This window comes from Shewanella sp., assembly GCF_041630135.1.
GTDB lineage: Bacteria > Pseudomonadota > Gammaproteobacteria > Enterobacterales > Shewanellaceae > Shewanella.
Genome location: NZ_JBFKLW010000013.1, coordinates 1 through 24,390, shown reverse-complemented (window position 1 = coordinate 24,390; position 24,390 = coordinate 1). Strand labels below are relative to the sequence as shown.

Genomic DNA, 24,390 nt, shown 5'->3' with positions numbered 1-24,390 from the left:
CTATGAGGCTAGGTCAACGGCCATTACCACCAGCAGTTTTGTTAAGATAGGGAGAATGACGTTTTATCTGTTCTCTTTCCGCTGCAAACAACTGGATGATGCTAGCTTCCTGCTTGGCTGGTAAGACTTCAAAGCGATCGCAATCTTCATTGAACACACCACTGCGAGAATGCTCTTGGCACCGTCGACGCATATCGACAGTTTTACCAATGTACTTGGGTGTATTGTCCTCATCTTTGATTCTATAGACACCGCGTAGTCCTTTCTCAATAGAGTTGCAGGATTCATGTTGGCAAGGCCTGCCCGGTTTAAGTGCAGAGCCAGCTAAGCCAGTCTCTAGGGTGGTTTTAGAAACCGTGTCTATATCTGGCGTTGGGGAGCATGCCTTGCACTGAAAGTTACTGGCCTGTCGTGCCTCGTTACTTTGAGGATTCGTTTTTCGTTTCGATGTCATACCTTCTGCAAGTCCAGCCCCAATCGGTCCGACCAAACGACAAAGATATGGACCCGCAATGTATGCCACACCAACAGTAACTACAACAGTCCCGACTACTACAACTGCTGTTTTGACAGGATGCTCAGATCCCCAATTAAGAAACTGCTTTAACTGACTATCCATGACACCGTCTGACAACTATGATAAGTCCCATCAGTATAGATTCTCTGTCGTTCTCTGCACGATGTGGGGTTGTACAAAGTCAGGATACAATTTGGATAAGTCTAGGTGTATAACACTATGATTTATTGGTTTTTATGATTTAGGTTGCGGTGTCGAGGGTTCGAATCCCTCCCGCCACATTCTTGAACGAAGGCGTCACAGGACGTCTGTTTTCTTCTCGAATGGCACAGGCCCCAACATTCTTCACCCCAATGGATTGGTTAGGCTCGAGAAAGGAGAGCGCTCAGCCTTTCTTTTAGTCATTTGTGGCATATCTTACAAAAATAGCTCGCAGTTTTTAATACCAAAGAGTGTCACAGTGGGGACTCCGCTTAATAACAGGAAAGGGCCGCATTGTGGCATTTGGGCCTAATGGCCTCAAGTGTCCGGCGGCCCCTTGAAGGAATTTCAAATCTCTACGGTGAAAATGATATCTTTACCGGCTTCGACCCGGCCATGGGATTTCTCCAGAAATCTTATATCTTCCATATTGGCCAGTACTACCGGTGTCAGCAGGCTATCGACTTGCCCCTTGAGGTACTCAAGATCGAAAGCAAGTACTGGTTCGCCGGCTTTAACCTGCTGGCCTTCCTCCGCGAGGCGCTTAAAGCCATTACCGCGAAGCTCCACCGTACCAACGCCAAAGTGTACAAACAGCTCGAGTCCCTGTGGTGACTCAATACTGAAAGCGTGGTTGGTTTCAAAAATTTTACCGATAGTGCCGTCGATGGGGGCGAGAATGGTGTCGCCTTCCGGATCGATTGCAATGCCATCGCCGACAATCTTTTCGGCAAATACCACATCGGGCACCTTTTCGATGGGGTAAATTTCGCCGGAAACCGGCGCGTAGATGGCAATGCCACCTTCAATGGTTGGCGCCCCGGAAATCAGTCGCCGAATACGGCTGAAAAATCCCATGACTGCTTGCCTCTTTGTTCATAGGCTGCTCTTTGCGGCAGCGGAATTGACATCATACTGAAACATTTAGCTTATTTATAGCTACTTATACAGTCGGCTAACTCAGCTAGCCGGTCTGCCATCAAAGCTTGACCGGCTAGCTGGATGCAACGCTGAATATCCTGCGAACAGATGGTGGCCTTGATTTCCAGCACAGAGCCTACGTTCACGCTGATTTCGTCGAACCCCAGCCCTAACAGCAGCGGTACCAGCTTGGGATCGCTGCCCATTTCACCGCACAAAGACACTTTAACGTCCTGACTGCGAGCGCTTTGCAATGTCATACTGATAAGGCGCAAAACAGCAGGAGACAGTGCCGGATAGTCTTTGGCAAGACAAGGATTGCCGCGGTCGGCGGCCATGGCGTACTGAGTTAAATCATTGGTGCCTATGCTGACAAAATCCAGCAGGGGCAACATAGCAGGCAGGTTGAGCACTGCGGCTGGGGTTTCCACTACTATGCCAAGGCTGATGTCGCCAAAACCTTTCTCTTCGTTGTCCAGTTCGCAGCGACATTCTTCCAGCAGAGCGATAACCGCGTCCAATTCTTCCACCTGAGTGACCATGGGGAACATGAGCCTGATATGGCCTTTATTTGCCGCTCTGAGAACTGCCCGAAGTTGAGTTTTAAGTAAATCGGGGTTGGCGAGGGTATAGCGTATGCCACGCATTCCCAACGCAGGATTTTCTTCCTTTTGCAGACACAGACAAGGCAGTTCTTTGTCTGCCCCTATGTCCAGGGTCCGTATGGTCAGCACCCGTCCTTCCAGTGCATGCAGGGCGTCGCAATAAAGCTGGTATTGGCTGCGCTCGTCCGGAAGGGTTAGGCTGTGCATCAATAAAAATTCGGTGCGAAGCAGTCCAATACCGTCGGCTCCCAGGCCTGCAACCTGAACTATGTCATTAAGGTTGCCAACATTCGCCAGTAAGCTCACTTCGTGCCCGTCGGCAGTCATGGCGGCTCTGTCACGAAACGCGTTCAGTTTTTCTCTTGCTGCCGCGCTTTCTTTGGCTCTCAATTCCAGTTCGACACGCGCATCGTTCGTGGGATTTTTAACTAAAGTGCCACTGTCACCGTCAATGACAAGGGTATCGCCATTAACGATACCGAGTTCACCATACGGAGTGCTCAGCAGTGCAGGAACGCCGGCGGCGCGGGCAAGAATAGCGGTATGACTGGTCAGCCCGCCGGTTTTGAGCACAATGCCGGCAACGTTCTCGAGCGGTAAGGTGGCGAATTCGGCAGGAGTAATGTCTTCGGCCAGCAAAATCGTGGGTGTGGTCAGCTTTCCCGGCTCAGCGCCCGATTTGCCAAACACTGCCTGAATGAGTCTTTTACCCAGGATGCGGACATCTTCAGCGCGCTGGGCAAGGTAAGGGTCTTCCAGCGCCTCAAGCTCACTGGCTTGGTGAGCAAATACCCGTTCAATTGAAACACAGGCTGAAAATTGTAATTGGGTGATGGTGTCGACGATGTGATTACGAAGTTCTGGGTCATCCAGATACATCAGGTCAGCTTCAACCAGGGCATGGGTGTCACTTTCCACCGAGAGGGCATTAAGGCTGGTTTGTAGCTGCTCTTTAAGACGCGCCAGCCCATCATCGAGCCGCTTAACCTGCTGCGGCACCCGTTTTATGGGCAGCATCCGATAATCCAGTGGCTTATGACTGTGATTCAGATGCAAGGCCTCTCCAAAGGTGACGCCGGGTTTGATGGCTATTCCGTTAACCTGCATAAGTCCTCCGACGCTTCAGCTCAATGTAATTAATAAAGCGGAGACTTTTTCTACAGCCTCTTCGGCTTCGGGACCCTGTGCAAAAACACGGACATTGACGCCCTGGTATAATCCGAGGGTTTGTAATTTAAACAGGCTTTTGGCGCTGGCCTGCTTTCCGTTGCACTCAACGATTACGTCACATCCAAATGATTTGGCTTCCTTAACCAGTAAGGCGGCTGGGCGGGTATGGATCCCATGTGGTGCGGTAATGGTGACTGTTTTTTCGTACATGGCTTGAATTTTTGAGACTCTGTGGGGCTATTGTCCACCAAGCAACAACATCAGGCAAGGCGGTCAGGTACGGCGTTCGGGATATTCGATTATCTGGTAACCACTTTTTTTAAGCGCAGTCAGCGCTTGGGATTGCTTGTCCTTTTTTACCAGGATGTAATCAGTATCAAAGGTGGAAATGGCAAAAATACTGATTTGCACTTCAGCCAGCGCGCCGGAGATCCGTGACAATATACCTGTCATCGAAAACCCCAGGGGGCCAAGCACTTCAAGACAAATCCAATTGGACTCACATTCCAGGCTATCCAGCGTAAGATGGGATGGCACTACCACAGAAAGTTCTTCGCGGGTTTTGCCGATGAAAAACATTTCCTGGGTAAAAACATCAGAAGGTAATACCGCTTCAGGGCTGAAGCTGTGAATGGTATAAAGTTCGGGATGCACCGCCAGAGTCATGCGCACAAACTACCTCCATTTATTGACCTGCCAAAATTGACTTATGTGTCTAGCCTAACACAAATTTAACGCATAAAAAGAGGGACCTGTAGCGATCCCTCTATCATGACGCTATCAGACTTTAAATTGTCCCAGAGCCTGAGCCAGGGTAGTGCCGATGGACTGCAAAGAGGCTGCGGCACGACTGTTACTGTCGTTGGTGCGGACCGAAAGTTGCATCTGCTCTGATATATTGCTGATGTTACGATTTATCTCTTCCGTGACCAGCGACTGTTCTTCGGTTGCGCTGGCAAGCTGAGTATTCATATCGTTGATGTGGGCAACCAGCGATAAAATGGCGCCCATCGCCTCGCCGGCCTGTCTTGCCCGGCTCTGCAGTGAACTCGACAGTTGCTGATTGGCACTGTTTGATTGAGTTACTTCATCAATACCATTTTGAATTTCCGAAATTATTTTTTGGATTTCATTGGTTGAATCCTGGGTACGGTTTGCCAATGCACGGACTTCATCTGCCACCACGGCGAAGCCCCGCCCATGAGCTCCTGCCCGTGCTGCTTCAATGGCGGCATTGAGTGCCAGCAGATTGGTTTGATCTGCAATTGAACGTATCACGTCCAAAATACCGCCAATCCGACCGGATGCACTGCTTAGGCGAATCGTTGTCTGTTCTGCGGTAACCAGCTTATCCACCAGTACTTCAGTTTGATTGACGGTTTGATTCATCAGAGACTGACTCTCCTGTGCCTGACATTTTACCCGGGAGGCAGAGTTGGCGGCTTCCCGGGTGTTTCTGGCCATTTCATGGCTGGTTGCCAGCATTTCGTGAATGGCCGCGGCAACGCTTTCGGTTTCCCTGTGTATCTGCTCGCCGCTCTGATTGGCCGTTGCCACTGCGCGGGTCAGTGCCGTGGCATCCTCTGACAATTCAGCGCCCATGGGTTTGATATCTTTAATAAGCAGTCCGATTTTTTCGGCAAAGCGGTTAAAAGCGCCGGCAAGGCGGGCGACTTCATCTTTACCTTGCGGATCCAGGCGCGCACCCAAATCGCCCTCGCCATCAGCGATATCCTCCATGGCGTCAATTGCTGCACCAAGGGGGGATGTAATTGAGAAATTAAGAGCCATAAACAGGGCGAACAAAGGCGTTGAAATCACCATCATAATGATTAAGGTGTGCCAGATTGCCGTGTGCATGGCCTCATCGATATCGGTGACGAAGGCGCCGGTGATAACGGCCCAGTTCCAGGGTTGAAACATTCTGGCCTCAGCCAGTTGTTCACTGTGAACCCTGGTATCCGGATTAAGGGTGTAAACCGAGGCCATGGACTTATCTTGTTGTCGTGCTTCCCTTACCAGTTGTTGTAATGCCCTGTCTGAAAGTGGTTGACCGGTGAGATGACGCTGACCGCCGGCCGCAATTACAGTGTCGTTTTTATCCACCAGCAGGAAATAGCCGCCATTGCCATAATGTGCTGTTGCCAATAGTTCAGCCACTTCAGCCTTGGCATCCTGTTCGGAAATGGTTCCGGCTTGTGACTGACGATAATGGGCATCGATGATAGAGAGGGCGGTATCCAGCTGACCATCATTTTGCAGCCATTTCTGACTTTCCAGGTTGTTGTACTGTTCCTGAATATTAAATGCTGCAAAACAAAAGGTACCCAGAGCCGCCAGGGCCAACATGAGTATCAACCGCTGCAGTATGGTGAACTTTCTGAGCAGGGAAATCATTTCCACCTCCAAATGTGGGTTAGACCGACAGATTTTACCGGACAATTCGTTGTGCTCAGCGGTACGCAGGTGTAAAAAAAAGACTGAAAAATTAATTTCCGTGATCTGCCGCACCTCAATTCAGTATCAAAGGTTCATATAAAGCGCTAACGACGGGTTAAATGAAGTGAAGATTGGTTGGTTTCGGTACTAAAATTGCGTGAAGGACAACGAAAGTTGTCTTTTCGCTGCACCTTATAGCGTTACTCCAATTCCCCGGCACAGCAACATGAGATGTTTTCCTATGGTGTAAATGGAATTTTGTTGTCAAATTGAGCAATTGAAAGGCATTTGGTTTGTTTTACCTTTGAACAATCGATAATTTATGTACAAGATAAAATATCTATAGAACAGGGCGAATCACCATGAGCACCACGCAAACAGTTACTTCCGATGATATTTTATTAAAGCTGTGTCATTCGGTGTCACATGTTCTTTCCCATACCAGTGGCAGCAGGGTAACCCATGCCGCCATGGTTCAGAATATCGGCCGGACTCGGTTACGCCCGGATTTGGGCTGTTTTTCCATTTTTGACGGTGGATTTTCCGGTCTGGTGGTGATCAACTTTTCGGCTGACGCTGCGGTGGAGATTTATCGCCGCTATATGCTCAACATGGGTATGCCTGAGAGTGAACTGGCGTTTTCCCACACTTCAGATGAAGTGGGCAATGTCATGGGGGAGTTGATGAATCAGATCCTCGGAGACTTCATTGGCAAGGTGTCAAAGGAACTGCAGACTTCCATCAGCCAAAGCCAGCCCAAGATGCTGACCATTAATAAAGAATTGACTATCTCGATTGATGCCAATCTCGATGAACCTGTGACCAGAAGAGTATCTTTCCGAACCGAGAGCAACCATATTTTTTATCTTGAGTTTGCCATGGACGGAACGGAATTTGTCAAAACAGAAGAATTTGAAATGGATGAGGAGTTCGATCCTGACTCCTTAATCGAAGAGCACGGCAATACCAAGTCGCCATGGTCTCAAATGGCCAGTAAGGGCATAGTGGCCGACGATGCTGACGATCTGCTCGATGAACTTGGGATCTGATAGCTGTAGCTATACAGGGGATTTTTGTTGAATTACCATGAGGTTGCTGCGACCAACTCAGTCGCGGTCTGATGCCCGGACGATAGTCGCCGGGCAACGATATGTAGAGTCCGTATATGACCAGCAAAGCGACTTCCATTGACATTGCATACCGTGCAGGGGTTTCCCAGTCCACGGTGTCCCGGGCGCTGCGGGACAGTCCGCTCGTAAGTGAAGAGACCAAAGAAAAAATCAAGGCGATAGCACGGGAACTGAATTACAAGGTTGATAAAAACGCCAGTAATCTGCGTACCCAGAACAGCCACACGCTGGCGCTGCTGTTATGTGAAGATCCCACCAATGATGATTCGCTCATCAATCCGTTTTTCCTGTCGATGCTCGGCTCCATTACCCGGGCCACTGCCAAGCAAGGCTATGATTTGCTTATCTCATTTCAGCAGCTCTCAAGCGATTGGCACGCCGACTATGAAGACAGCAACAAGGCTGACGGTATTATTTTGCTGGGCTATGGCGACTTTGTGGATTACGAACACAAGCTGGAGCGGCTGTTATCGCAAAACACTCACTTTGTGATTTGGGGCGCTGAGCATAATAAATCCTCAGTGGCGTCGGTGGCCTGCGACAATCAACAGGGCGGTTTGATTGCCACAGAGCATCTGATTTCCCTTGGCAGGCGCGAATTTGCTTTTTTGGGGGATGCTTCCAGTCATAGCCCCGAATTTCGTGACCGGTATTTGGGGCATGTCAAAGCCCTCAAAGATGCAGGTATTGTCGTTGACAAGCGCCGTCAGGTGGATGCCATCAGCACCGAGAATGCCGGTTTTGAGGCGGCTGGTCAGCTTATTCGCAAGGGCGCACACTTTGATGCGATTTTTGCCGCCAGCGATCTGATTGCAGTCGGTGCCATTCGCGCCCTCAAAGAAGCTGGGCTCAGGGTGCCGGAAGATGTGGCCGTGGTGGGGTATGATGATATTCCGGTGGCGAGTTTTGCCAATCCGCCGCTCACCACCATCAAGCAAAATACCCAGCTTGCCGGTGAAATGCTGGTGGAGTCACTGCTTAAACTTATTCGCGGCGAAAAAGTACCGCCAAAACTCATTCCCACCAGTTTGGTGGTTCGAAAGTCCTGCGGCATCGACCTCTGACGCTTATCCGCCACAACCATAAGGTAAACCGCTGGGCTGTAATGAAAAGCGGCTGCGTTAACAATTAAAAAGGAGCCTGTGGGCTCCTTTTTTATTGCAATGGTTCTACTTGAGCAGACCGTTAGTTGGCAGGCTCTTTGGCTTCACCAAAGCTGGCGTCTGTTTTGAACGGGTAGCCATCCCACACAGCGCCATCGGTGACCGAGCGAACCAGTTTGACATACTCGGCATGGGTCCAGGCCAGCGGAGTGGCCGAGTTGGTGCCATCGCCGGGTTTGTATTGAAAACGGGTTGCATCGCCAATACCATCCCATACCTGCTCGGGCAGCATGCCACCGGCGTTGGCAAAGGACTCCATCCCGGCAACATAGATGCTGACCAGCGCCTGGCGCGCTTCATCGCTGAGGGCATTGCCATTTTGGGTCACTGCCGCCAACTCGTAGTGGCCACGCTCGCCAGTGAAGAACGGCCAGACCCGGCCACGCTGGTTGGGGCTGTTTTCCCCTTTTTCAGCATAGTTGGCGCCGGTTTGGGTGTCTTCACCGTAGCCGTCATTGCCGTAGCGTCTGAAGCCGGGGAAAGGGTTGCCAGAGCGGGTCACAAAGTTGTATTTCACCCTCAGGTTGTCACTCAGCGCTTCGCTGTCAACCAACGCCAGACTGTCGCGGATAAGCGGGTTATCGGCGCTGACCACGCCGTAGCGCACCAGCTCAAGGAAGCCGGCATCCAGCACTTCACGCTGATCAAGACCGGGCCTGCCGTTGTTGTCGGCCAGTTTGGCACTGCTGTTGGGCTCACCATTGGGTGACAGACGCACTATGTAGGGATGTGCGGCAAGCGGGCCTGTGCTGGTAACCGTAAGTGATGAAAGCTGGGCTGCGTAGTCGCTGGCGGCGTTTGCATAAGTCATGGCAGACTGCTCATCACCTGCATGACGGGCCAGGGCGGCGGCTGCATTCAGGCCTGTAATCACCGCTGCCATGGTGGAAGGGGAATAGCCTTCCTGCTCTTCCCAGCGCTCCTGCTGGGTTTTGGGCGGCGTGATGCTGCGTTTGTTCCAGTCAAGGCTCACGGCGCCGCCGCTCACCAGAAAATCCGCTGCCGGTTTGAGCATCTCCTGATACCAACTGCGGGCCTCATCATCGCTGAGCACGCCCGCTTGCCAGAGTTTCCAGCCGAGCATCACCGGCATAGCGGTTTGATCCAGCTGCACCGCAACCCATTCAATCTCGCCATCGACGTGGGTCTTTTGCAAAAACCAGCCGGGAACGCCTTCATAGCCCGCGAGGTTTGGCCCTGCCTGAATTTGTTTGAGGTACTCAAACGCAACCTTGGGGGTTTGGGTATCGCCCATGGCCAAAAATGCCATGGCGCACTGGTAAAAGTCACGTGGCCAAACGGCTTTATAGCCAGTGCTTGGAGTGACTGCCGCTATGGTGTCGCCCCAGGGATTGGACAGGGATGCAATCAGCGCCCCTGCGTGGGTCTTGTCTTCCTGTGCTTTGAGTACCATGGCTGAGAGATTCAGCAGCTTGCCGCCGTCGGCTGTTTGCTTCGCCATAGCATTGAGCGCGGGCAGCGATTTAAGGTACTGACGCCAGCCCTGTGCCTTGTCATTACCGGCAAAGTCAGCGGCAAGGGCATCAAAACCGGTATCCAGGCTCGCTTCAGCTGTGTTTTCGGCAGCATCCGCAGCAGCCGCGATACTGCTGGCTTTTCCAAATCCAAGTACCACTTCCATGCTCAGTGTTTCGCCCTTGTTAAGTGGCGCAAATTGTCCGCTTAAGGCAATGTTGCCAAGCTGCTTTGCTTCATCAGGCGCACCCTCAAAGGTTTGGCTGAAGCCACTCAGGGCAGAGCCTTGCTTGATAGCCTCTACGCCCGATGAGACGCCTTCAAAGCCAACCTGACGGGCGATAAAAGGCACGCTGGTGCGAATGCTCATGGCACTTGTGTCACCTTTGGCGTCTGTGGTGCTGCCCTGGGCGGCTATAAAACCGCCGTCGGAGAGGTAGGCAATATCATCGACGCCGCCGTTATCCATTTGCGGATCGGCGTACAGATAGGGGGTGATGCCATCGGCCATGGCCGTAATAGTCACTTTCATCACCAGCGCGTCACGGTGTGGGTCGGTAATAAGCTGCTTTTCAATCCGGTACTGACCATCCTTGTCGGTATTTTCCAGCACCAGGGCCAGCGACTCAGGGCGCCCCTGCGCATCTGTGTGCAGGTAGCGCTGGCTGTGGCTGGTGTCTTTGGCTTCAAAGTCGACGAAGTCTTTCCCTTTGATAATAAAAGACAGTTCCCGCAGCTGGGCGTTATGAATAAGGCCGTACATGGTTTCGGTCAGTACACCATCGGCGACAGAGAACCACACCCGGCTCAGCGGATTGGCATCGCTGCCCTGATACTTCCCATCCATATAGGGCTCATAACTGGTGCCGATACCGGTTTTGCCGGCAAAGGCCCAGGTGGGTGTGGCGCCGGGGGCGCCCGGGGCAATGCTAACATCAATTGAAGTTGCACTGCTGTCTTCGGCAGGCTTGGGAGCTTTATCATTACAACCGGCAGCGAGGGCGGCCACTACGGCCAAAGACAGGGCGCTCAGGCGGGTTCGCTGGCAGGCATTTTGCCGTACAAAAGAGGTCATGGATGGCATGTCAATGTCTCCGGTTTTTATTGGTATCAGGCGTTGTTGGACGGCGCTGTGTTTGGCAGGCGCAACATACACAGGGCAGCAATCACCATGGAGAGTCCGCCAACAATCAGGGCATAAATGGGCTCGTTGGCGAACACCATTTTAAGGATGAATCCCAGCACAGTAGCGGCCAGCAGCTGCGGGATCACAATGAAGAAGTTAAAGATCCCCATGTAGGTTCCCATCTTGCCCGCAGGCAGGCTGGTGGACAGCAGGGCATAGGGCACAGACAAAATCGACGCCCAGGCAAAACCAACGCCGATCATGGGCAGCCACAGCATGCTGCCGTCTTTGATGATGAAAAAGCTCATCAGCGACAGACCGCCAAAGCAAAGGTTAATCATGTGTGCCGCACGCAGGCCAAATGCTATGCACATCAGCGGTATCACCATGGCGGCCAGGGCCGCAAAGCCGTTGTAGGCGGCAAACAGCACCCCGACCCAATCGGCGCCATCGTTGTAGGCCTTGGAAAGCACATCTGAGGTGCCGTAATGGAAGGAGGTCACTGCCGCTGTGGTGTAGATCCACATGGCAAAGAGGGCAAACCACGAAAAAAACTGTACCCAGGCCAGGCGCTTCATGGCGTCGGGCATATGGAAAAGGTCATCCACCACGGTGAATACCATGCCTTGCTTGCTGCGAGCCTCTGCATTGGCTTCACCGGCGCAGCGACTGACCACGCCAGCGCAGTAATATTGCAGCGGGCCAAAGGCGAATACTCCCAGGCCGAGAATATACAGCTGCTTATCAAGGGCGAGCGTGGCGGTCAGCGCTGTAATGGCAAGGCCGGCAGCAGACCAGATAAGGGCACCACTGCGATACTGGACAGCACTGCGGCTGTGTGCCTTCTCGACTTTGTTATCACTGGCATCAGCTTTCTCAAACGCGGCCATTTGCTCAGGGCTGTATTCACGGCTGGTGATTATGGTCCAGCCCACAGCCAAAAACAGCACCACGCCACCAAGGTAGAAGGAGTAACGCACTGTATCGGCAATCTGGCCTTCAGGCGCGGTATTGGCTACACCGGCGTAATTAGACAAAAAATAGGGCAACGCTGAGGCCACTACAGCGCCAATACCGATAAAAAAGCTTTGCATGGCAAAGCCGTTGGCACGTTGGTTTTGGGGCAGCTTATCGCCCACAAAGGCCCGAAAAGGCTCCATGGCGATATTTATCGAGGCATCCATCACCCACAACATGCCTGCCGCAACCCACAGATACGGGGAATGGGGCATGACAAAAAGCGCCAGTGTGGTCAGTACGGCACCAATTAAAAAGTAGGGTCTGCGACGGCCAAGACGGTTCCAGGTACCATCAGACAAATGGCCAACAATGGGCTGTACCAAAAGGCCGGTAAGGGGGCCTGCAATCCACAAAATCGGAATATCATCGATGCTGGCGCCAAGGGTTTGGAAAATACGGCTGACGTTGGCGTTTTGCAGGGCAAAGCCGAATTGAATGCCGAGGAAGCCAAAACACATATTGAAAATTTGCCAGAACGACAGCATCGGCTTTTGCTGGGCGCTGGGCTGCTGGTTGAGGCTTGCCTCGGCGCTGTCAAGGGCAGTAGTGCGGGATGAGTTCATAGGTGTCCTGCTTGTTGACCGGCAATGGCTGCGCTCTTTGGGAGCTGCCTTGTCTGTTATTATTGGGCATTGATGCTGATGGGTACAGTTATGCTTCCGGATACAGGTTTATGCTACTTTGAACAGGATAAAAATAAGCGGCGAGGATCTCCCTCAGACCCTCACCGCCCAAGACCTTAAACCCGTTTTCGTGGCAGCGAAACCCGGGAAGGTACTCCAAAGCCGGAAAGTCCATTCTTCCGTAACGACCCAGCCCCCGAAGGGGCCCATAATCAGCGTGTTCATCCTAAGTTGCAGCAATGTAACTGACAACTCTCTACATACGTATTCATGCCGCTGCAGTAACCTTGATGTAACAGGGGTTTGGATGTGGATAAACGATGGTAAATTTTCTTAGTGATTGAATATCTGTGTATTTTCAGGTGCCTCCTTCTGATTTGTCATCAAGCCTGTTAAGCTGATGTTGGTGTTTAATCTGTGCGCTTCAGGTTGGTAAATATCAGCCAGCGTTACCGGTACAATTCAGCAGAGAGCAATTTGTGTACATTCCACCCAAGCTACAACTTGAACTGGCGCAAGCCTGTGAACTAATCAGGCGCGAGCCTTTTGCTGTGATGTTTTCCGCTGAAGGCGGGCTTGAAGCCAGCCATTTGCCGCTGATCATAAGCGAATGTGGCACCCGGCTTTATGGCCACATGGCCAGAGCCAACCCCCAGTGGCAATCGATAGATGGTCAGTCGGTGTTGGCGGTATTTTCAGGGCCACATGCTTATATCAGTCCGGCTTGGTACGCCAAAGGTCCCGCAGTGCCAACCTGGAATTACACTGCCGTGCACGTAACAGGTCAGCTTAAACTGATTGAGGGTGAGCAGGCCATCAGCTGCTTAATGGATACGGTCAACCGCTTCGAGCCAACGCTGTTGGATTCAGGGTTAATGCCCGGTGAATATGTGGAAAAACTCAGTTCGGCCATAGTGGCATTTGAGGTTGTAATCGAAAAAATCGAAGGCAAGGCTAAACTTGGGCAGCAGCGAAAGCTCGAAGATCAGCAAGGCGTTGTGGCCGGTCTTGAAGCGTCAGGTCATAAAGATGCTCAGGCATTGCTGACTGAGATGTCCCACTTGCAACTGGGCACTGGGGTCGTGGAACCCAAGTAGCACGAGTATCATGAGTAGCAGGAGTAGCCGCCACTCCAGTGATACGAGAGGTAACCGGCAAGGTGAAAGTGATGGCGGTAATGTGAGTGACACAGGCGTTAAAGGGCAAGAAAACTTGGTTAAGGTATAAAAAAAGCACGGTCTGAACACAATTCAGGCCGTGCTTTTTACTTTGTTGCAAACTATTTTGATGGCAATTTATAGATGTTCACGCCCCAGGGCGCAAGTCCTTCACTGTCAGCTGCCTGTGGCAGGCGTAACAGCAGCTCTGGCATGGAGACATCACTGCGTTCTGCCGTGGCCTCAGTCTCGGTCCCGGTTTCAGTTCCTCGGGGCTTGGTCATAGGTTCAAACAGGGCGAATGGCTTGCCGGGATTGCCAACATCTGCCACCTGTGCATCGGAGAAGTTTGCCAAAATGACATAGTCGCCACGGGCAATGCTGACGTAATTGTGTTTACGCAATTGGCCATTGGTCATCCTGGCACCTTGAAACACAGAAAACCTGGCAACAGGTTCAGACTTGATTTCAGCGGCCAGAGCGAGCAGGGCGCGATAGTCGGCCCGAAGCACCAGCTCCTGAGGCTGGCTGTTGCTGCCAAAGGTGCCTTTATCGTCTGTTTGCAGATACCTCGCCATGGCGGGAGCCGCCACATAGTCAAATATACTGGTGCGACTGGGTTTGCCAAATCCGCCGGATTCACTGCCGTCTTCCCCCAGGGTTTGACCGAAATAGAGCATAAAGGGCCCTTCGGTGGCGAGGGTCGATACCGCCAGTGCGGGTAAGGCTTTTTGTGCGTCGCCTAGGAATTCGGGGCTGGCGAGACGCTGCTCGTCGTGATTTTCAAGGAAATGCAGCATATGGGATGCGTAGGGCTTGATTTCATCTAACCGCTGCTGAATTTGTCCGGCAGGTGCCTTGCCCTGACTGACAGCCTTCAGGGTGTCGTACAGACCTACCTTGTCGTACAACAAGTCCAACTTACCCAGGCCAATAAAATCCCGATACAACGCGGGATTGTAGACCTCGGCAATCAAGAGCGCGTCACTGCGATAGGACTTGATATCACTGGCAAGGAAGCTCCAGAAGGCCACAGGCACCATTTCGGCCATATCGAACCGAAAGCCATCCACTCCCATACTCAGCCAGAAACGGCTGATATCACGCATCTTAAGCCAGGTATCCGGTAAGTCGGCCTGCTGTGCCCAAAAGGCCTGATGGTGAGCTATCGGGGCAAAGGCAAGTTGCTGTGGGAGTGCCGGAAAGTGCTGTTTGCCGTCGGGATCAATACCGTAGTTAAGTTTTACGGTTTCATACCAGTCGTCTGGCTTGGGGGCGTTCAGCCCCGGCTGGTTGGCCTGTTGCTGCTCAGCGCTTGAGCCATTGCCGGTCCATTTGGCCGGTTTTTCTGCAAAGTGGCCATCCTGAGCGGCGCCAACTCCGTCAAGGTTTGCGGCTGGTGGCCTGTTGGTGTCTTGGGGCACCTGAAAGTCGCTGCCGGGCACATAGTAAAAATTATTGTGTTTATCGAACACAACCGAGGTAATGTCCCGTGCGCCAAAATCCTCAACGCCCTCGGGGGCGCTGATGGAGTGGTAACGGCGCGCCACATGGTTGGGCACTATGTCGATAATCACCTTAAGCCCGGCCTGATGAGTTCGGTCGATAAGGGCTTTGAATTCATCCAGGCGTTTTGCCGGATCGAGCGCCAGATCCGGATTAACGTTGTAGTAGTCGCGAATGGCGTAAGGCGAGCCTGCGATACCCTTAACCACGTCGGCGTCGTCTTTATCTATGCCATAGGCGCTGTAGTCGGTGAGCGACGCATGGTGCAATACCCCTGTGTACCACACATGGGTCACACCCAAATCGGCGATATCGGCCAGCACGGCATCGTTGATATCGGCAAACTTGCCGCTGCCATTGTCCGTGATGCTGCCCCAGAGCTTATTGGTCAGGTTCTGGTTACCAAACACCCGTGGCAGCATTTGGTAAATAAGAGGGGACTTTTGTGCAGTATCGGGCCGGGTGTTGGCATTGATTGCGGTATTGGCAGCACTCTCTGCGGGCGCGGCGCAGCCATTGATGGCAAGCAGGGCCGTTAATGCGCCCAAAGTGCACAGGCTGCGCACGTTAAAGCGAACAGGGTGGCAGGCGGGTGCTGTAGTAAACAAATCCATGGTCATTAAAACTCCAATAAGGTCACAGGGGCTGACACGTCCAGCGTGGCTGGCAGCGAAAAATGTTGCTGTTCAAGAATATCTGCTACCGGGTGGCCAATAGGCAGGAACTCGGCGAAGCGCTGCATGTTCAGCTTGGTTGAATCATTGTTTTTATTGAAAATCGCCATCAGGCTTTTGCCTTTGGTCTGAGCTTTTTGCCCCTGGTTCTCGGGCGCGAGTCGCAGCTGCACATAGAGGCCGTTTTCGGGAACAAAGTGTATCAGTCTGCCATGGTGAATGGCGTCGCTTGTTTTGCGGTAATGCAATAGCGCGCGGGTGAAGGCAAAGGCTTCTTTGGCCTCCGCAGCCATGGCGTTTATCTCTTTTGGCCCGAAGGCTGGCTGTGTGAAACCCGGCATATCGGCACGCACAGCGCCATCGTTGCGGCCCTCAACCGGACTTTGCATGGCAAACTCGGTGCCATAGAAAATCTGCGGTACCCGGTTTGACAAGAGCACGTAGGCCAGCGCCAGCTTGAACTTGTTCATGTCATGCCCAAGCAGGCTGTAGAGGCGGTTGGTGTCGTGATTTCCTTCAAACAGCACCAGATTTTGCGCTTTAGGGTACAGCTTGTCATTGGCCAGCGCCTCGTATAGCCGAATAAGGCCCGTTCCCCAGCTTTCGTCTTCGTTTACGGCCTGCAGCAGGGTTTCGTAAAGGGGGAAATCCATCAGCCCCGGCAGTTCGCTGTCATAGCCATCGGGGTTTTGCTTGCCGGCCTGCCAGTAACTCACCACCACAGGGTTACTGCTCCACTCTTCACCCACCATGTTCAACCTGGGATATTCGGTGAGCATTGCATGGGAAAAGGCCTTCAAAAAGGCTTTATCTGAATACGACCAGGTATCGATGCGAAGGCCGCTTAACCGGGCAGTTTCAATCCACCAGAGGGTGTTCTGAATAAGATATCGCGCCAGATGTGGGTTGCGCTGATTCAGATCGGGCATCGAATCCACAAACCAGCCATCGGCAAACTCGGCCGCATCTTTTGGTGCGGCATAAGGGTCCTGCACTGCGGTGCGTCTGTGGCTGGTGTGTTTAGTTTGTGGGTTTACCCAGTCCTGGAACGGCAAGTCCTGCATCCAGGGGTGGCCCGAGCCAATGTGATTGAGTACCACATCCATGATAATGCCCATTCCGCGCTGACCAGCTTCCTCACTGAGCATTTGGTAATCATGGTTGCTGCCAAAGCGCGGGTCTATCTGGTAGTGATTGGTGATGGAGTAACCGTGGTAAGAATACTCAGGCTGGGCGTTTTCCAGCAGTGGATTAATCCAAAGCTGGGTGATGCCTAGGTCGTTGAGATAATCGAGTCTGCGCGCGATCCCTGCCAGATCGCCCCCGTGACGGCCGCCATCAAAGTCTGGCCTGGTGCGTTCGGCATAGCCTTGCACATTGTCGTTACCGGTATCGCCGTTGGCGAACCTGTCCGGGGTGATGAGATAAATCACGTCCTGATTGGAATATCCCTGATGTGCCATGCCATGGCTTCGATGCTTGAGTTCATAGGGCACAGTCAGGGTCGCGTTATTTTTCACAACCTTGAGGACATAGCCGCCAGCTTTGGCATGGGACAAATCAAGGGTCACAAACAGGTAGTTGGGGCTGTCGGCATTTTTTATGCTCAGGATGTTAATACCGGCGTCGCCGCCGGTGTCTGTTTTGATGCTTACCTTGCTGCCACTGAGATTCTCACCGTGAAGCATCAGCTCAAGGGTCGGGTTTTGCATGTCAGTCCACCAGTCCGGTGGTGACACTTCCACAGCAGCATTTTTTGTTAACGTAGCCTTTGTAACGCTGGTGTCAATGGCCATTGCGTTGGCTGATAAGCACAGTGATATCAGGCTTGAAACGCTTATCATGCGGGCGGATAAGAGTGGATAGGGCATGGCGGAATTCCTTTAACTGTGGTCATGTCAGCGCGGCAGCGTCGCCAAAAAATCACTGTGAAGTGGTAATGCCGAAAGCGCCTGTTGCTGAATTCTCGCAATATTATTGAGGTATTCGGCTATTTGGGCGGATGCCACTGTATCTGCTATCGGGGCATAAGTTTTTGGGGACAGACCTTGACCAAGGAGAACCTGTTGCCATGCCAGCTCGGAAAAGAGTGCATCACTGTGGCGCTCAAGGCTGCCGTTTTCGGTAAAAAGCGCCATCCGGCTGGCCAAGCTTTCGGGCAATGCCACCGCCGTACGGGCGCGCCAGAAGGGTTCATCTCGCCGGTTAAGCACATAGTGGAGCAGGATAAAGTCGCGGATTTCTTCAAGTTCCTGTTTTGAGTCGCGATTAAAACTCTCTCGACTTGCCTCAAAGTCTGTGGTGGCAGGGAAAAACCGTACCAGCCGCATCAGGGCTGATTGCACCAGATGGATACTGGTACTCTCAAGGGGCTCTAAAAAACCACTGGACAGGCCGATTGCGACGCAGTTCCCGGCCCACTGCCGTTTACGCCTGCCGGTGGTAAAACGGATGCGCCTTGGCTCGCCAAGGGCTTTTCCATCCAGGCCTTCAAGCAGCTTAGTTTCGGCCTCATCGTCGGACATAAATTCACTGGAGTACACCACCCCATTGCCGGTGCGATGATTCAGGGGGATGCGCCAGCGCCATCCGGCTTCAAACGCAATGGACTGGGTGTAAGGTCTGAGGGGCTCGGTGCGCTCAGAAGGTATCGCTATTGCACGGTTGCAAGGCAGCAGGGCACTGTAGTCATCAAAACCGGCGCCAAGAGCCTCTTCAATCAGCAGCGCTCTCATGCCCGAACAGTCGATATAAAAATCGGCTGACAGCGTCTCGCCGGTTTTAAGGGTAACAGAGGCGATGCGGGGCTCATCATGCCCTTGTTCAAGGTTCACCGCGGCAATGTGACCCTCAATCCGTTTGACGCCGAGCGCCGTGCTGAAATCCTTAAGATATTCGCCATAAAGCCCGGCATCGAAATGGTAGGCGTGGGTAAGACCCTGGAGTGGCGTGCCGTTAATCTGTGCCATGGGCGCGAAGCGATTGGCCTTGGCGGCCTGGCTGTTGAAAGAGTAGCGCCAGAAATCAGTGTGGCTTTGAGCACTTGCGCCTTTTTCGGCCCGGTCTTTCAGCCACAGCTGATAAAAGGGAATAAGCCCCAGGTCTTTGCCCATTGCGCCAAAAGCATGCATGTAGCAGCTGTGTTTGTCGCCCCAGCCCTGAAATTCGATACCGAGTTTGATGCTGCCCTGGGTGCGGCGCAAAAATTCGGCTTCGTCTATCCCAAGCGCCTGATTAAAGAGGGTAAGTGGCGGAATGCTTGCTTCGCCAACGCCTATGGTGCCCACTTCGCTGGACTCCACCAGCGTGATGGCAAGTCTGCCTTTGAATACGCGGGCAAGCAGGGCGGCGCTCATCCATCCGGCGCTGCCGCCACCGACAATCAGCATTGATTTGATTTGGGTTTGAGGATTTGTCATCTTGCGCTCCGGATCAGGCAACGTTGGTCGGTTCTGAACCTTATCAGGCGACAGCGGATAAAAAAATGCCCTCACGGGTGTGAGGGCAGTCAGGTAGCCGCTTGGCTTAGAACTTGTAGTTCACACCCAGCATAAAGTTGCGGCCATAGTTCTGGTAGTCACGAACAAAGCGCTTGTCATCACCGAAGTAGGAGATAAACGGCTCGTTGGTGAGGTTGTTCACCTGGAAGAGCACTGACAGACCATAGAGCGCATCAATACCGCTCTCAGAGAAGTCGTAGCCAATCTGTGCATCCACTACGGTTTCGGCCATGATGTTCACGTTTTCACGCTGCAGACTGATCTTGGTCACTTCACCGAGGAAGTCTGAGCGGTAGCGTGAGCTTACCCGTGCCTGGAAGCCGCTGTTCTCATAGTACATGGTGGCGTTGAAGGTCTTTTCAGACAGACCAGGCAATGTGGTTGGCTCTGAATCGGCGGTTTCTTTCACTTCGCTTTCGTTGTAGGTACCGCTCAGGTACACACCGAAACCTTCCATTGCCGGGGCAAAGTAGCCAAAGTCCAGCTGCACTGTGGCTTCGATACCGCGGATGTAGCCGCCGTTACCATTTTGTGGCTGGCTGACGTTACCGATTGGGTTACCTGGCACGTCCGGGAAGACTTCGCCAAAGTTAAAGTCACTGTTCTGATTGTAGATATAGTTTTCCAAATCCTTGTAGAACGCTGCGACGGCAAAGTAGCCCTGATCGGCAAAGTAGTTCTCGTAGCTTATGTCATACTGGCGGGCAAGCCAGGGACGCAGCTCGGGATTACCGGCGCCACCGCTCCAGTTCACGCCGTCACTTGGATTGGCGTCGTAGCTGAAGTTGACGTTGGCGTTCATCTTATCCATGCGGGCACGGGTCAGGGTGCGGGCAGCGGCAAAGCGCACCACCTGATCTTCAGCCACTTCCAGAGTCAGGTTCATGCTTGGCAGCCACTCAAGGTAGCTGTCGCCGGCGGTGATTGGAGTTTTCACCACAGAGCCTGAATCAACTGTCGCGACTGTGCCGTCAGAGCTCTGATCGGTGTGCACAGCTTGCAGACCAACGTTACCGGTCAGCGGCAGACCACCGATTTCGGTTTCCAAATTGGCCTTAACGAAGGCGGTGGTGACTTCCTCGTACACCTTCCAGGAGTTGGTGGCACGGCTCAGGTCGATAGTATCAGCGTTGGTTTCGATGTAGTTGCCATCGTTGTAGAACGCCAGAGAGTCGTAGCTCAGCATGTTACCCATGCCGAAGAATTCCAGTGAGGTTGGGTCCAGCAGATACTTCTCAGGCACGGTCACCATGCTTGGGTAGTCTTTCAGGGTCAGGTAGAAGCCCTGATCCAGCTTGCTTTTTTCACGTTCGGTGTAGTTGACGCCAAACTCGATGCTGCGCACGGCGCCGTCATCAAAAATATATTCGGCGGCAAGACGCATGGATTTGAGTTCATCATCGATTTCAGGCTTGTTGATAAAGCCGTCCTGACTGTCTGGACCCATTGGATTGCCCCAGCTGAAAGGGCCTCCCAGCTTAATCAGTGCTGCATCGGCGTAATCAAGATCGTGGCTGAATGTGTATCGGCCCTCTCCGTCGTAGGCAAACCCGAGGGTATCGGTGGCGCCATTGCCATTACCGCGGCCGGTACCGCTGTAGCTTTCCATACCTATGTCGGTGCGGCTGGCACGGGACAGGGCGATATCGGCTTCAACTGCCCAGTTGTCGTTGATTTGATACTGGTTGTTCCAGCCAATAGACAGGGCGTCGGCGTCGCGGGTGTTGATATCGTTACGAACTACTACAGCAGCTTCTTTGATAACACCTTCGGTGATCAAACCATTGTCCTGTGCGGTCGCAGTAATGCCTTTGTTGGCCCAACCAATGGGATCCCAAGGTGCAGGACCACCCCAGGCGCCAGGAATTTCGATACCACGCAACTGTTGCTGATCTTCAAACTTGGAGTAGTAAAGATCGAACAGGCTGCGGTATTTATCGTTTGGCTGGTATTCGACCACAGCCAGCACGCCATCGCGCTTGAGTTCGCTAGAACGTACGAATGGTTTGGCTCCACCCAAGACTTTTGGATTGGTAGTCACAAATTCATGTTCTGGGTAACCCCAGGCCTGCCAACGCTCTTCCTGGTTTGGAGAGCTCATGCGGGCATAACCCACGGCTACACCCAGGGTGTCGTCAAGGAACTGATCCACATACGAGAAATTGAAGCGGTAGCCCTTGTCGGTGCTGTCGCTGTTCAGAGCACCCAAATCGTTGTATTCGCCGCGGGCACCGATAACAAAAGTCTGTTCGCCATGGGCGAGGGGGCTGATGGTACGCATATCGACGGTACCACCGATGGACTGCGCCATCAGGGTTGCATCGGGGGTCTTGTAAACCACTACCTGATCGAGCAGTTCAGAAGGATACTGGTCAAATTCAACGCCACGGTTGTCGTTTACCGATGCCTGCTCGCGACCGTTGAGGGTGGCAGTGGTAAAGTCCGGGCCCAGACCGCGGATAGAAATCACGTTGGCGCGGCCATCGAGGCGCTGCGCCGCTACGCCTGGCAGGCGGGCCAGAGATTCAGCGATACTGACATCAGGCAGTTTGCCGATGTCTTCACTGGAAATGGCTTCAACCACTGAAGAGTTAGACATTTTGGTTGCCTGAGACTCTTGCAGTGAACGGCGGATCCCGGTTACCTGAATAACTTCAATGGGCTCTTCGGTGGCAGTTTGAGTGTTGGCTGCTTCTTCGGCGCCATAGCTCGACATGCTTGCACCGGCGGCGATAAGCGCCAGGGTGAGCACACTTGGTTTAAATTGCATCATTCATCTTTCCCCTTTGTGTCGCCGGGCTAGGGTGCCTGCGAACTGAAGTGTTGGGACAACAGTCTTTGTTTATTGGTGTAATTGGGCATCCAAGCACTTAATTGACTGCATAAGAGCTGTTTTTATGACCAACTTGTTGCGCAACGGTGAAGATACTACTCCCGCCTTATTCTGGTTCACAACTGAGTGCATACGTATTCAAAGCCCTACCCATACCATCACCCGTAATAGTCATGAAGGTTGGTAACAAATGTGCTACAAGCCTTTCTCTTCATAACTCGTTAATTTTAATGTATTTAATTGGTGTGTTGTTGTTGAGTTTATTGTGGTCAGGCTTTGCATACGTATGCAGGTGTATTGCTGGGGGTTTTGCTTGTCACGTATTCTCATCGCACTATCAGCGACACAGAACTGCACACGTTGGGGTAACAATCTGCCAACAGTGAAGCGGGTTCCAAAGGCCAATTGGCCATAAAAAAGAGGCGAGAATGAGCAATACTCCCTGGTGGCGCGGCGCCGCCATATATCAGATATATCCGCGCAGCCTGCAGGACACCAATGGCGACGGTATCGGCGATCTGAAAGGGATCATTCAACGTTTGGACTATATCGCCAGCCTGAATGTAGATGCCATTTGGATATCACCCTTTTTCCGCTCGCCAATGAAAGATTTTGGTTATGACATCAGCGATTATCTGGATGTCGACCCCATGTTCGGCACCATGGCTGACTTTGACGAACTGATTGCCAAAGCCCACGCTTTGGGGCTGAAGGTGGTTATCGATCAGGTTCTCAGTCATACCTCAGATGAGCACGCCTGGTTTAAAGAAAGCCGCCAGAGCCGAGATAATCCCAGAGCCGATTGGTATGTTTGGGCCGATCCCCGCGAAGACGGTACTCCGCCAAATAACTGGCTGGCAATCTTTGGTGGCTGTGCCTGGGAATGGGAGCCAAGACGTCAACAGTACTACCTGCATAACTTCTTAAAAAGTCAGCCTGATCTGAATTTCCATTGTGAAGATGTTCGCCGTGCCGTGCTCGATAACGTCGAGTTCTGGCTTAAAAAGGGTGTGGATGGTTTCCGCCTTGATGCCATTACCTTTTGTTTTCATGATGCCAAGCTTCGCGACAACCCGGCAAAACCGGCAGATAAGCGTCAGGGCAGGGGCTTCTCGGAAGACAATCCTTATGCATACCAGTACCACTGGTATAACAACGAACGCCCTGAAACCCTGGGTTTTATTGAACAATTACGTGCGCTGATCGACCGCTATCCGGGCGCTGTGACCTTGGGCGAAGTCTCAAGCGAAGATTCATTGGCCACCATGGCCGAATACACTAAGGGCGATAACCGCCTGCACATGGCCTACAGTTTCGAGCTTTTAACCAAGGATTACAGCGCAAGTTATATCCGCAGCACGGTGGAAGCACTGGAAAACGCCATTGGTGACGGCTGGCCCTGCTGGGCCATCGGCAATCACGATGTTGAAAGGGTACTGAGCCGCTGGGGACAGGGAAAGGGTACACCTCAGATGGCAAAAATGCTCTCTGCGCTTTTGGGTTGTCTGCGCGGCAGCTTGTGTATTTACCAAGGGGAAGAGCTGGGGCTTACCGAAGCTGACATTCCCTTTGATGCATTGCAAGACCCGTTCGGGATTGCCTTCTGGCCTAATTTCAAGGGCCGTGACGGTTGCCGCACACCTATGCCATGGCACAGTGAAGGGCAGTTTATGGGCTTTAGCGATAAGGCTTCCTGGCTGCCACTACCGGAAAGTCATCGTGATATTAGTGTGTCATCTCAGGAAATGATGGCAGACTCTATCCTCAATCAATTCCGCCGCTTTATGGCGTGGCGCAAGCAATATGCGTCTCTGGTTGCTGGTGAGATTAACTTTATTGATAGCAACGAGCCCGTTTTGAGCTTTGCTAGGTCGGTTGATGGCGAGTCTATCCTGTGTGCGTTCAATTTATCTGATGGCAAGCAGGTGTTCGATTTGCCCGAGACATACCGTTATACACCCCTGAGTGGACACGGTCTTGGTGGTGCGGTACTGACCGACAGTAAAACCGGCAAGCAGGTTGAGTTTGATGGTTACGGTGCCTTGTTACTATCAATGCAGCCTGACTGAGCCGGATAACGGAACACAAAAATAATGATAACAAGATAAAGGAGAACAACATGGCATCCGGCGCTCCGGTGACAACGGCCAGTGGTACGCAGACCAACCCGGCAAAGGGTAATGTGGGTTTTGCACTGGCATCACTGACCACCTTGTTTTTTATGTGGGGTTTCATTACCTGCCTTAACGATATTTTGATCCCGCATTTAAAGGCGGTGTTCAATCTCAGTTATGCCCAGGCAATGCTTATTCAGTTCTGCTTTTTTGGT

The 24,390-nt window shown here is 52.5% G+C and carries 16 protein-coding genes and 1 pseudogene; 5 read left to right on the top strand and 12 right to left on the bottom strand.

What is annotated here, in order from left to right:
- Positions 1–13: 13 nt before the first annotated feature.
- The 6 genes from ABYK60_RS05360 to ABYK60_RS05335 form a co-directional block, all read right to left on the bottom strand.
- Positions 14–619 carry a GIY-YIG nuclease family protein gene (locus tag ABYK60_RS05360; RefSeq protein ID WP_372870896.1) on the bottom strand — a complete coding sequence of 202 codons (606 nt, stop codon included), beginning with the start codon at positions 617–619 and terminating at the stop codon, positions 14–16.
- A gap of 447 nt (positions 620–1,066) precedes the next feature.
- Entirely contained in the window at positions 1,067–1,576 is a 510-nt protein-coding gene (gene crr / locus ABYK60_RS05355) for a PTS glucose transporter subunit IIA (RefSeq protein WP_372870895.1), read from the bottom strand.
- Between the two features lie 71 nt (positions 1,577–1,647).
- Positions 1,648–3,351 carry a phosphoenolpyruvate--protein phosphotransferase gene (ptsP, locus tag ABYK60_RS05350; protein ID WP_372870894.1) on the bottom strand — a complete coding sequence of 568 codons (1,704 nt, stop codon included), beginning with the start codon at positions 3,349–3,351 and terminating at the stop codon, positions 1,648–1,650.
- 15 nt (positions 3,352–3,366) lie between these two features.
- On the bottom strand, positions 3,367–3,624 hold the full coding sequence (locus ABYK60_RS05345) for an HPr family phosphocarrier protein (protein WP_372870893.1): 258 nt from the start codon (positions 3,622–3,624) through the stop codon (positions 3,367–3,369).
- Between the two features lie 63 nt (positions 3,625–3,687).
- Positions 3,688–4,086 (bottom strand): ACT domain-containing protein, encoded by a 399-nt coding sequence (locus ABYK60_RS05340; protein ID WP_372870892.1) that lies wholly within the window; start codon positions 4,084–4,086, stop codon positions 3,688–3,690.
- A gap of 108 nt (positions 4,087–4,194) precedes the next feature.
- On the bottom strand, positions 4,195–5,811 hold the full coding sequence (locus ABYK60_RS05335; protein ID WP_372870891.1) for a methyl-accepting chemotaxis protein: 1,617 nt from the start codon (positions 5,809–5,811) through the stop codon (positions 4,195–4,197).
- A 404-nt stretch (positions 5,812–6,215) separates the two neighbouring features.
- On the opposite strand from ABYK60_RS05335, the gene ABYK60_RS05330 reads away from it, so the two are divergent.
- Together ABYK60_RS05330 and ABYK60_RS05325 are read left to right on the top strand one after the other, a co-directional pair.
- Positions 6,216–6,902 (top strand): DUF3334 family protein, encoded by a 687-nt coding sequence (locus ABYK60_RS05330; RefSeq protein WP_372870890.1) that lies wholly within the window; start codon positions 6,216–6,218, stop codon positions 6,900–6,902.
- A gap of 116 nt (positions 6,903–7,018) precedes the next feature.
- Positions 7,019–8,047 carry a LacI family DNA-binding transcriptional regulator gene (locus ABYK60_RS05325; protein ID WP_372870889.1) on the top strand — a complete coding sequence of 343 codons (1,029 nt, stop codon included), beginning with the start codon at positions 7,019–7,021 and terminating at the stop codon, positions 8,045–8,047.
- A gap of 121 nt (positions 8,048–8,168) precedes the next feature.
- Here ABYK60_RS05325 and ABYK60_RS05320 read toward each other — a convergent pair whose 3' ends face one another.
- A complete protein-coding gene (locus tag ABYK60_RS05320; RefSeq protein WP_372870888.1) occupies positions 8,169–10,706 on the bottom strand; it encodes a glycoside hydrolase family 15 protein in 2,538 nt (845 codons plus the stop codon).
- A gap of 26 nt (positions 10,707–10,732) precedes the next feature.
- Positions 10,733–12,331, bottom strand: a complete 1,599-nt coding sequence (locus ABYK60_RS05315; RefSeq protein ID WP_372870887.1) for an MFS transporter — start codon at positions 12,329–12,331, stop codon at positions 10,733–10,735.
- Between the two features lie 539 nt (positions 12,332–12,870).
- Between ABYK60_RS05315 and ABYK60_RS05310 the strand changes: the two genes are divergently transcribed.
- Complete coding sequence (locus ABYK60_RS05310; protein ID WP_372870886.1) at positions 12,871–13,488, top strand: FMN-binding negative transcriptional regulator; 618 nt, start codon at positions 12,871–12,873, stop codon at positions 13,486–13,488.
- Between the two features lie 182 nt (positions 13,489–13,670).
- On the opposite strand, the gene ABYK60_RS05305 is transcribed toward ABYK60_RS05310, so the two are convergent.
- The 4 genes from ABYK60_RS05305 to ABYK60_RS05290 all read right to left on the bottom strand — a co-directional run bounded on the left by ABYK60_RS05305 (position 13,671) and on the right by ABYK60_RS05290 (position 22,001).
- Positions 13,671–15,674: an alpha-amylase family protein gene (locus ABYK60_RS05305; protein ID WP_372870885.1), complete on the bottom strand. Its 2,004-nt coding sequence runs from the start codon at positions 15,672–15,674 to the stop codon at positions 13,671–13,673.
- Positions 15,674–17,599: a glycoside hydrolase family 13 protein gene (locus ABYK60_RS05300; RefSeq protein WP_372870884.1), complete on the bottom strand. Its 1,926-nt coding sequence runs from the start codon at positions 17,597–17,599 to the stop codon at positions 15,674–15,676. Before ABYK60_RS05300 ends, ABYK60_RS05305 begins: the two co-directional genes overlap by 1 nt.
- A gap of 27 nt (positions 17,600–17,626) precedes the next feature.
- Entirely contained in the window at positions 17,627–19,147 is a 1,521-nt protein-coding gene (locus ABYK60_RS05295) for a tryptophan halogenase family protein (protein WP_372870883.1), read from the bottom strand.
- Positions 19,148–19,253: 106 nt separating this feature from the next.
- On the bottom strand, positions 19,254–22,001 hold the full coding sequence (locus ABYK60_RS05290; RefSeq protein WP_372870882.1) for a TonB-dependent receptor: 2,748 nt from the start codon (positions 21,999–22,001) through the stop codon (positions 19,254–19,256).
- A 488-nt stretch (positions 22,002–22,489) separates the two neighbouring features.
- On the opposite strand from ABYK60_RS05290, the gene ABYK60_RS05285 reads away from it, so the two are divergent.
- Together ABYK60_RS05285 and ABYK60_RS05280 are read left to right on the top strand one after the other, a co-directional pair.
- A complete protein-coding gene (locus ABYK60_RS05285; RefSeq protein ID WP_372870881.1) occupies positions 22,490–24,130 on the top strand; it encodes an alpha-glucosidase family protein in 1,641 nt (546 codons plus the stop codon).
- 50 nt (positions 24,131–24,180) lie between these two features.
- Positions 24,181–24,390: pseudogene (locus tag ABYK60_RS05280) on the top strand (glucose/galactose MFS transporter); the annotation flags it as partial.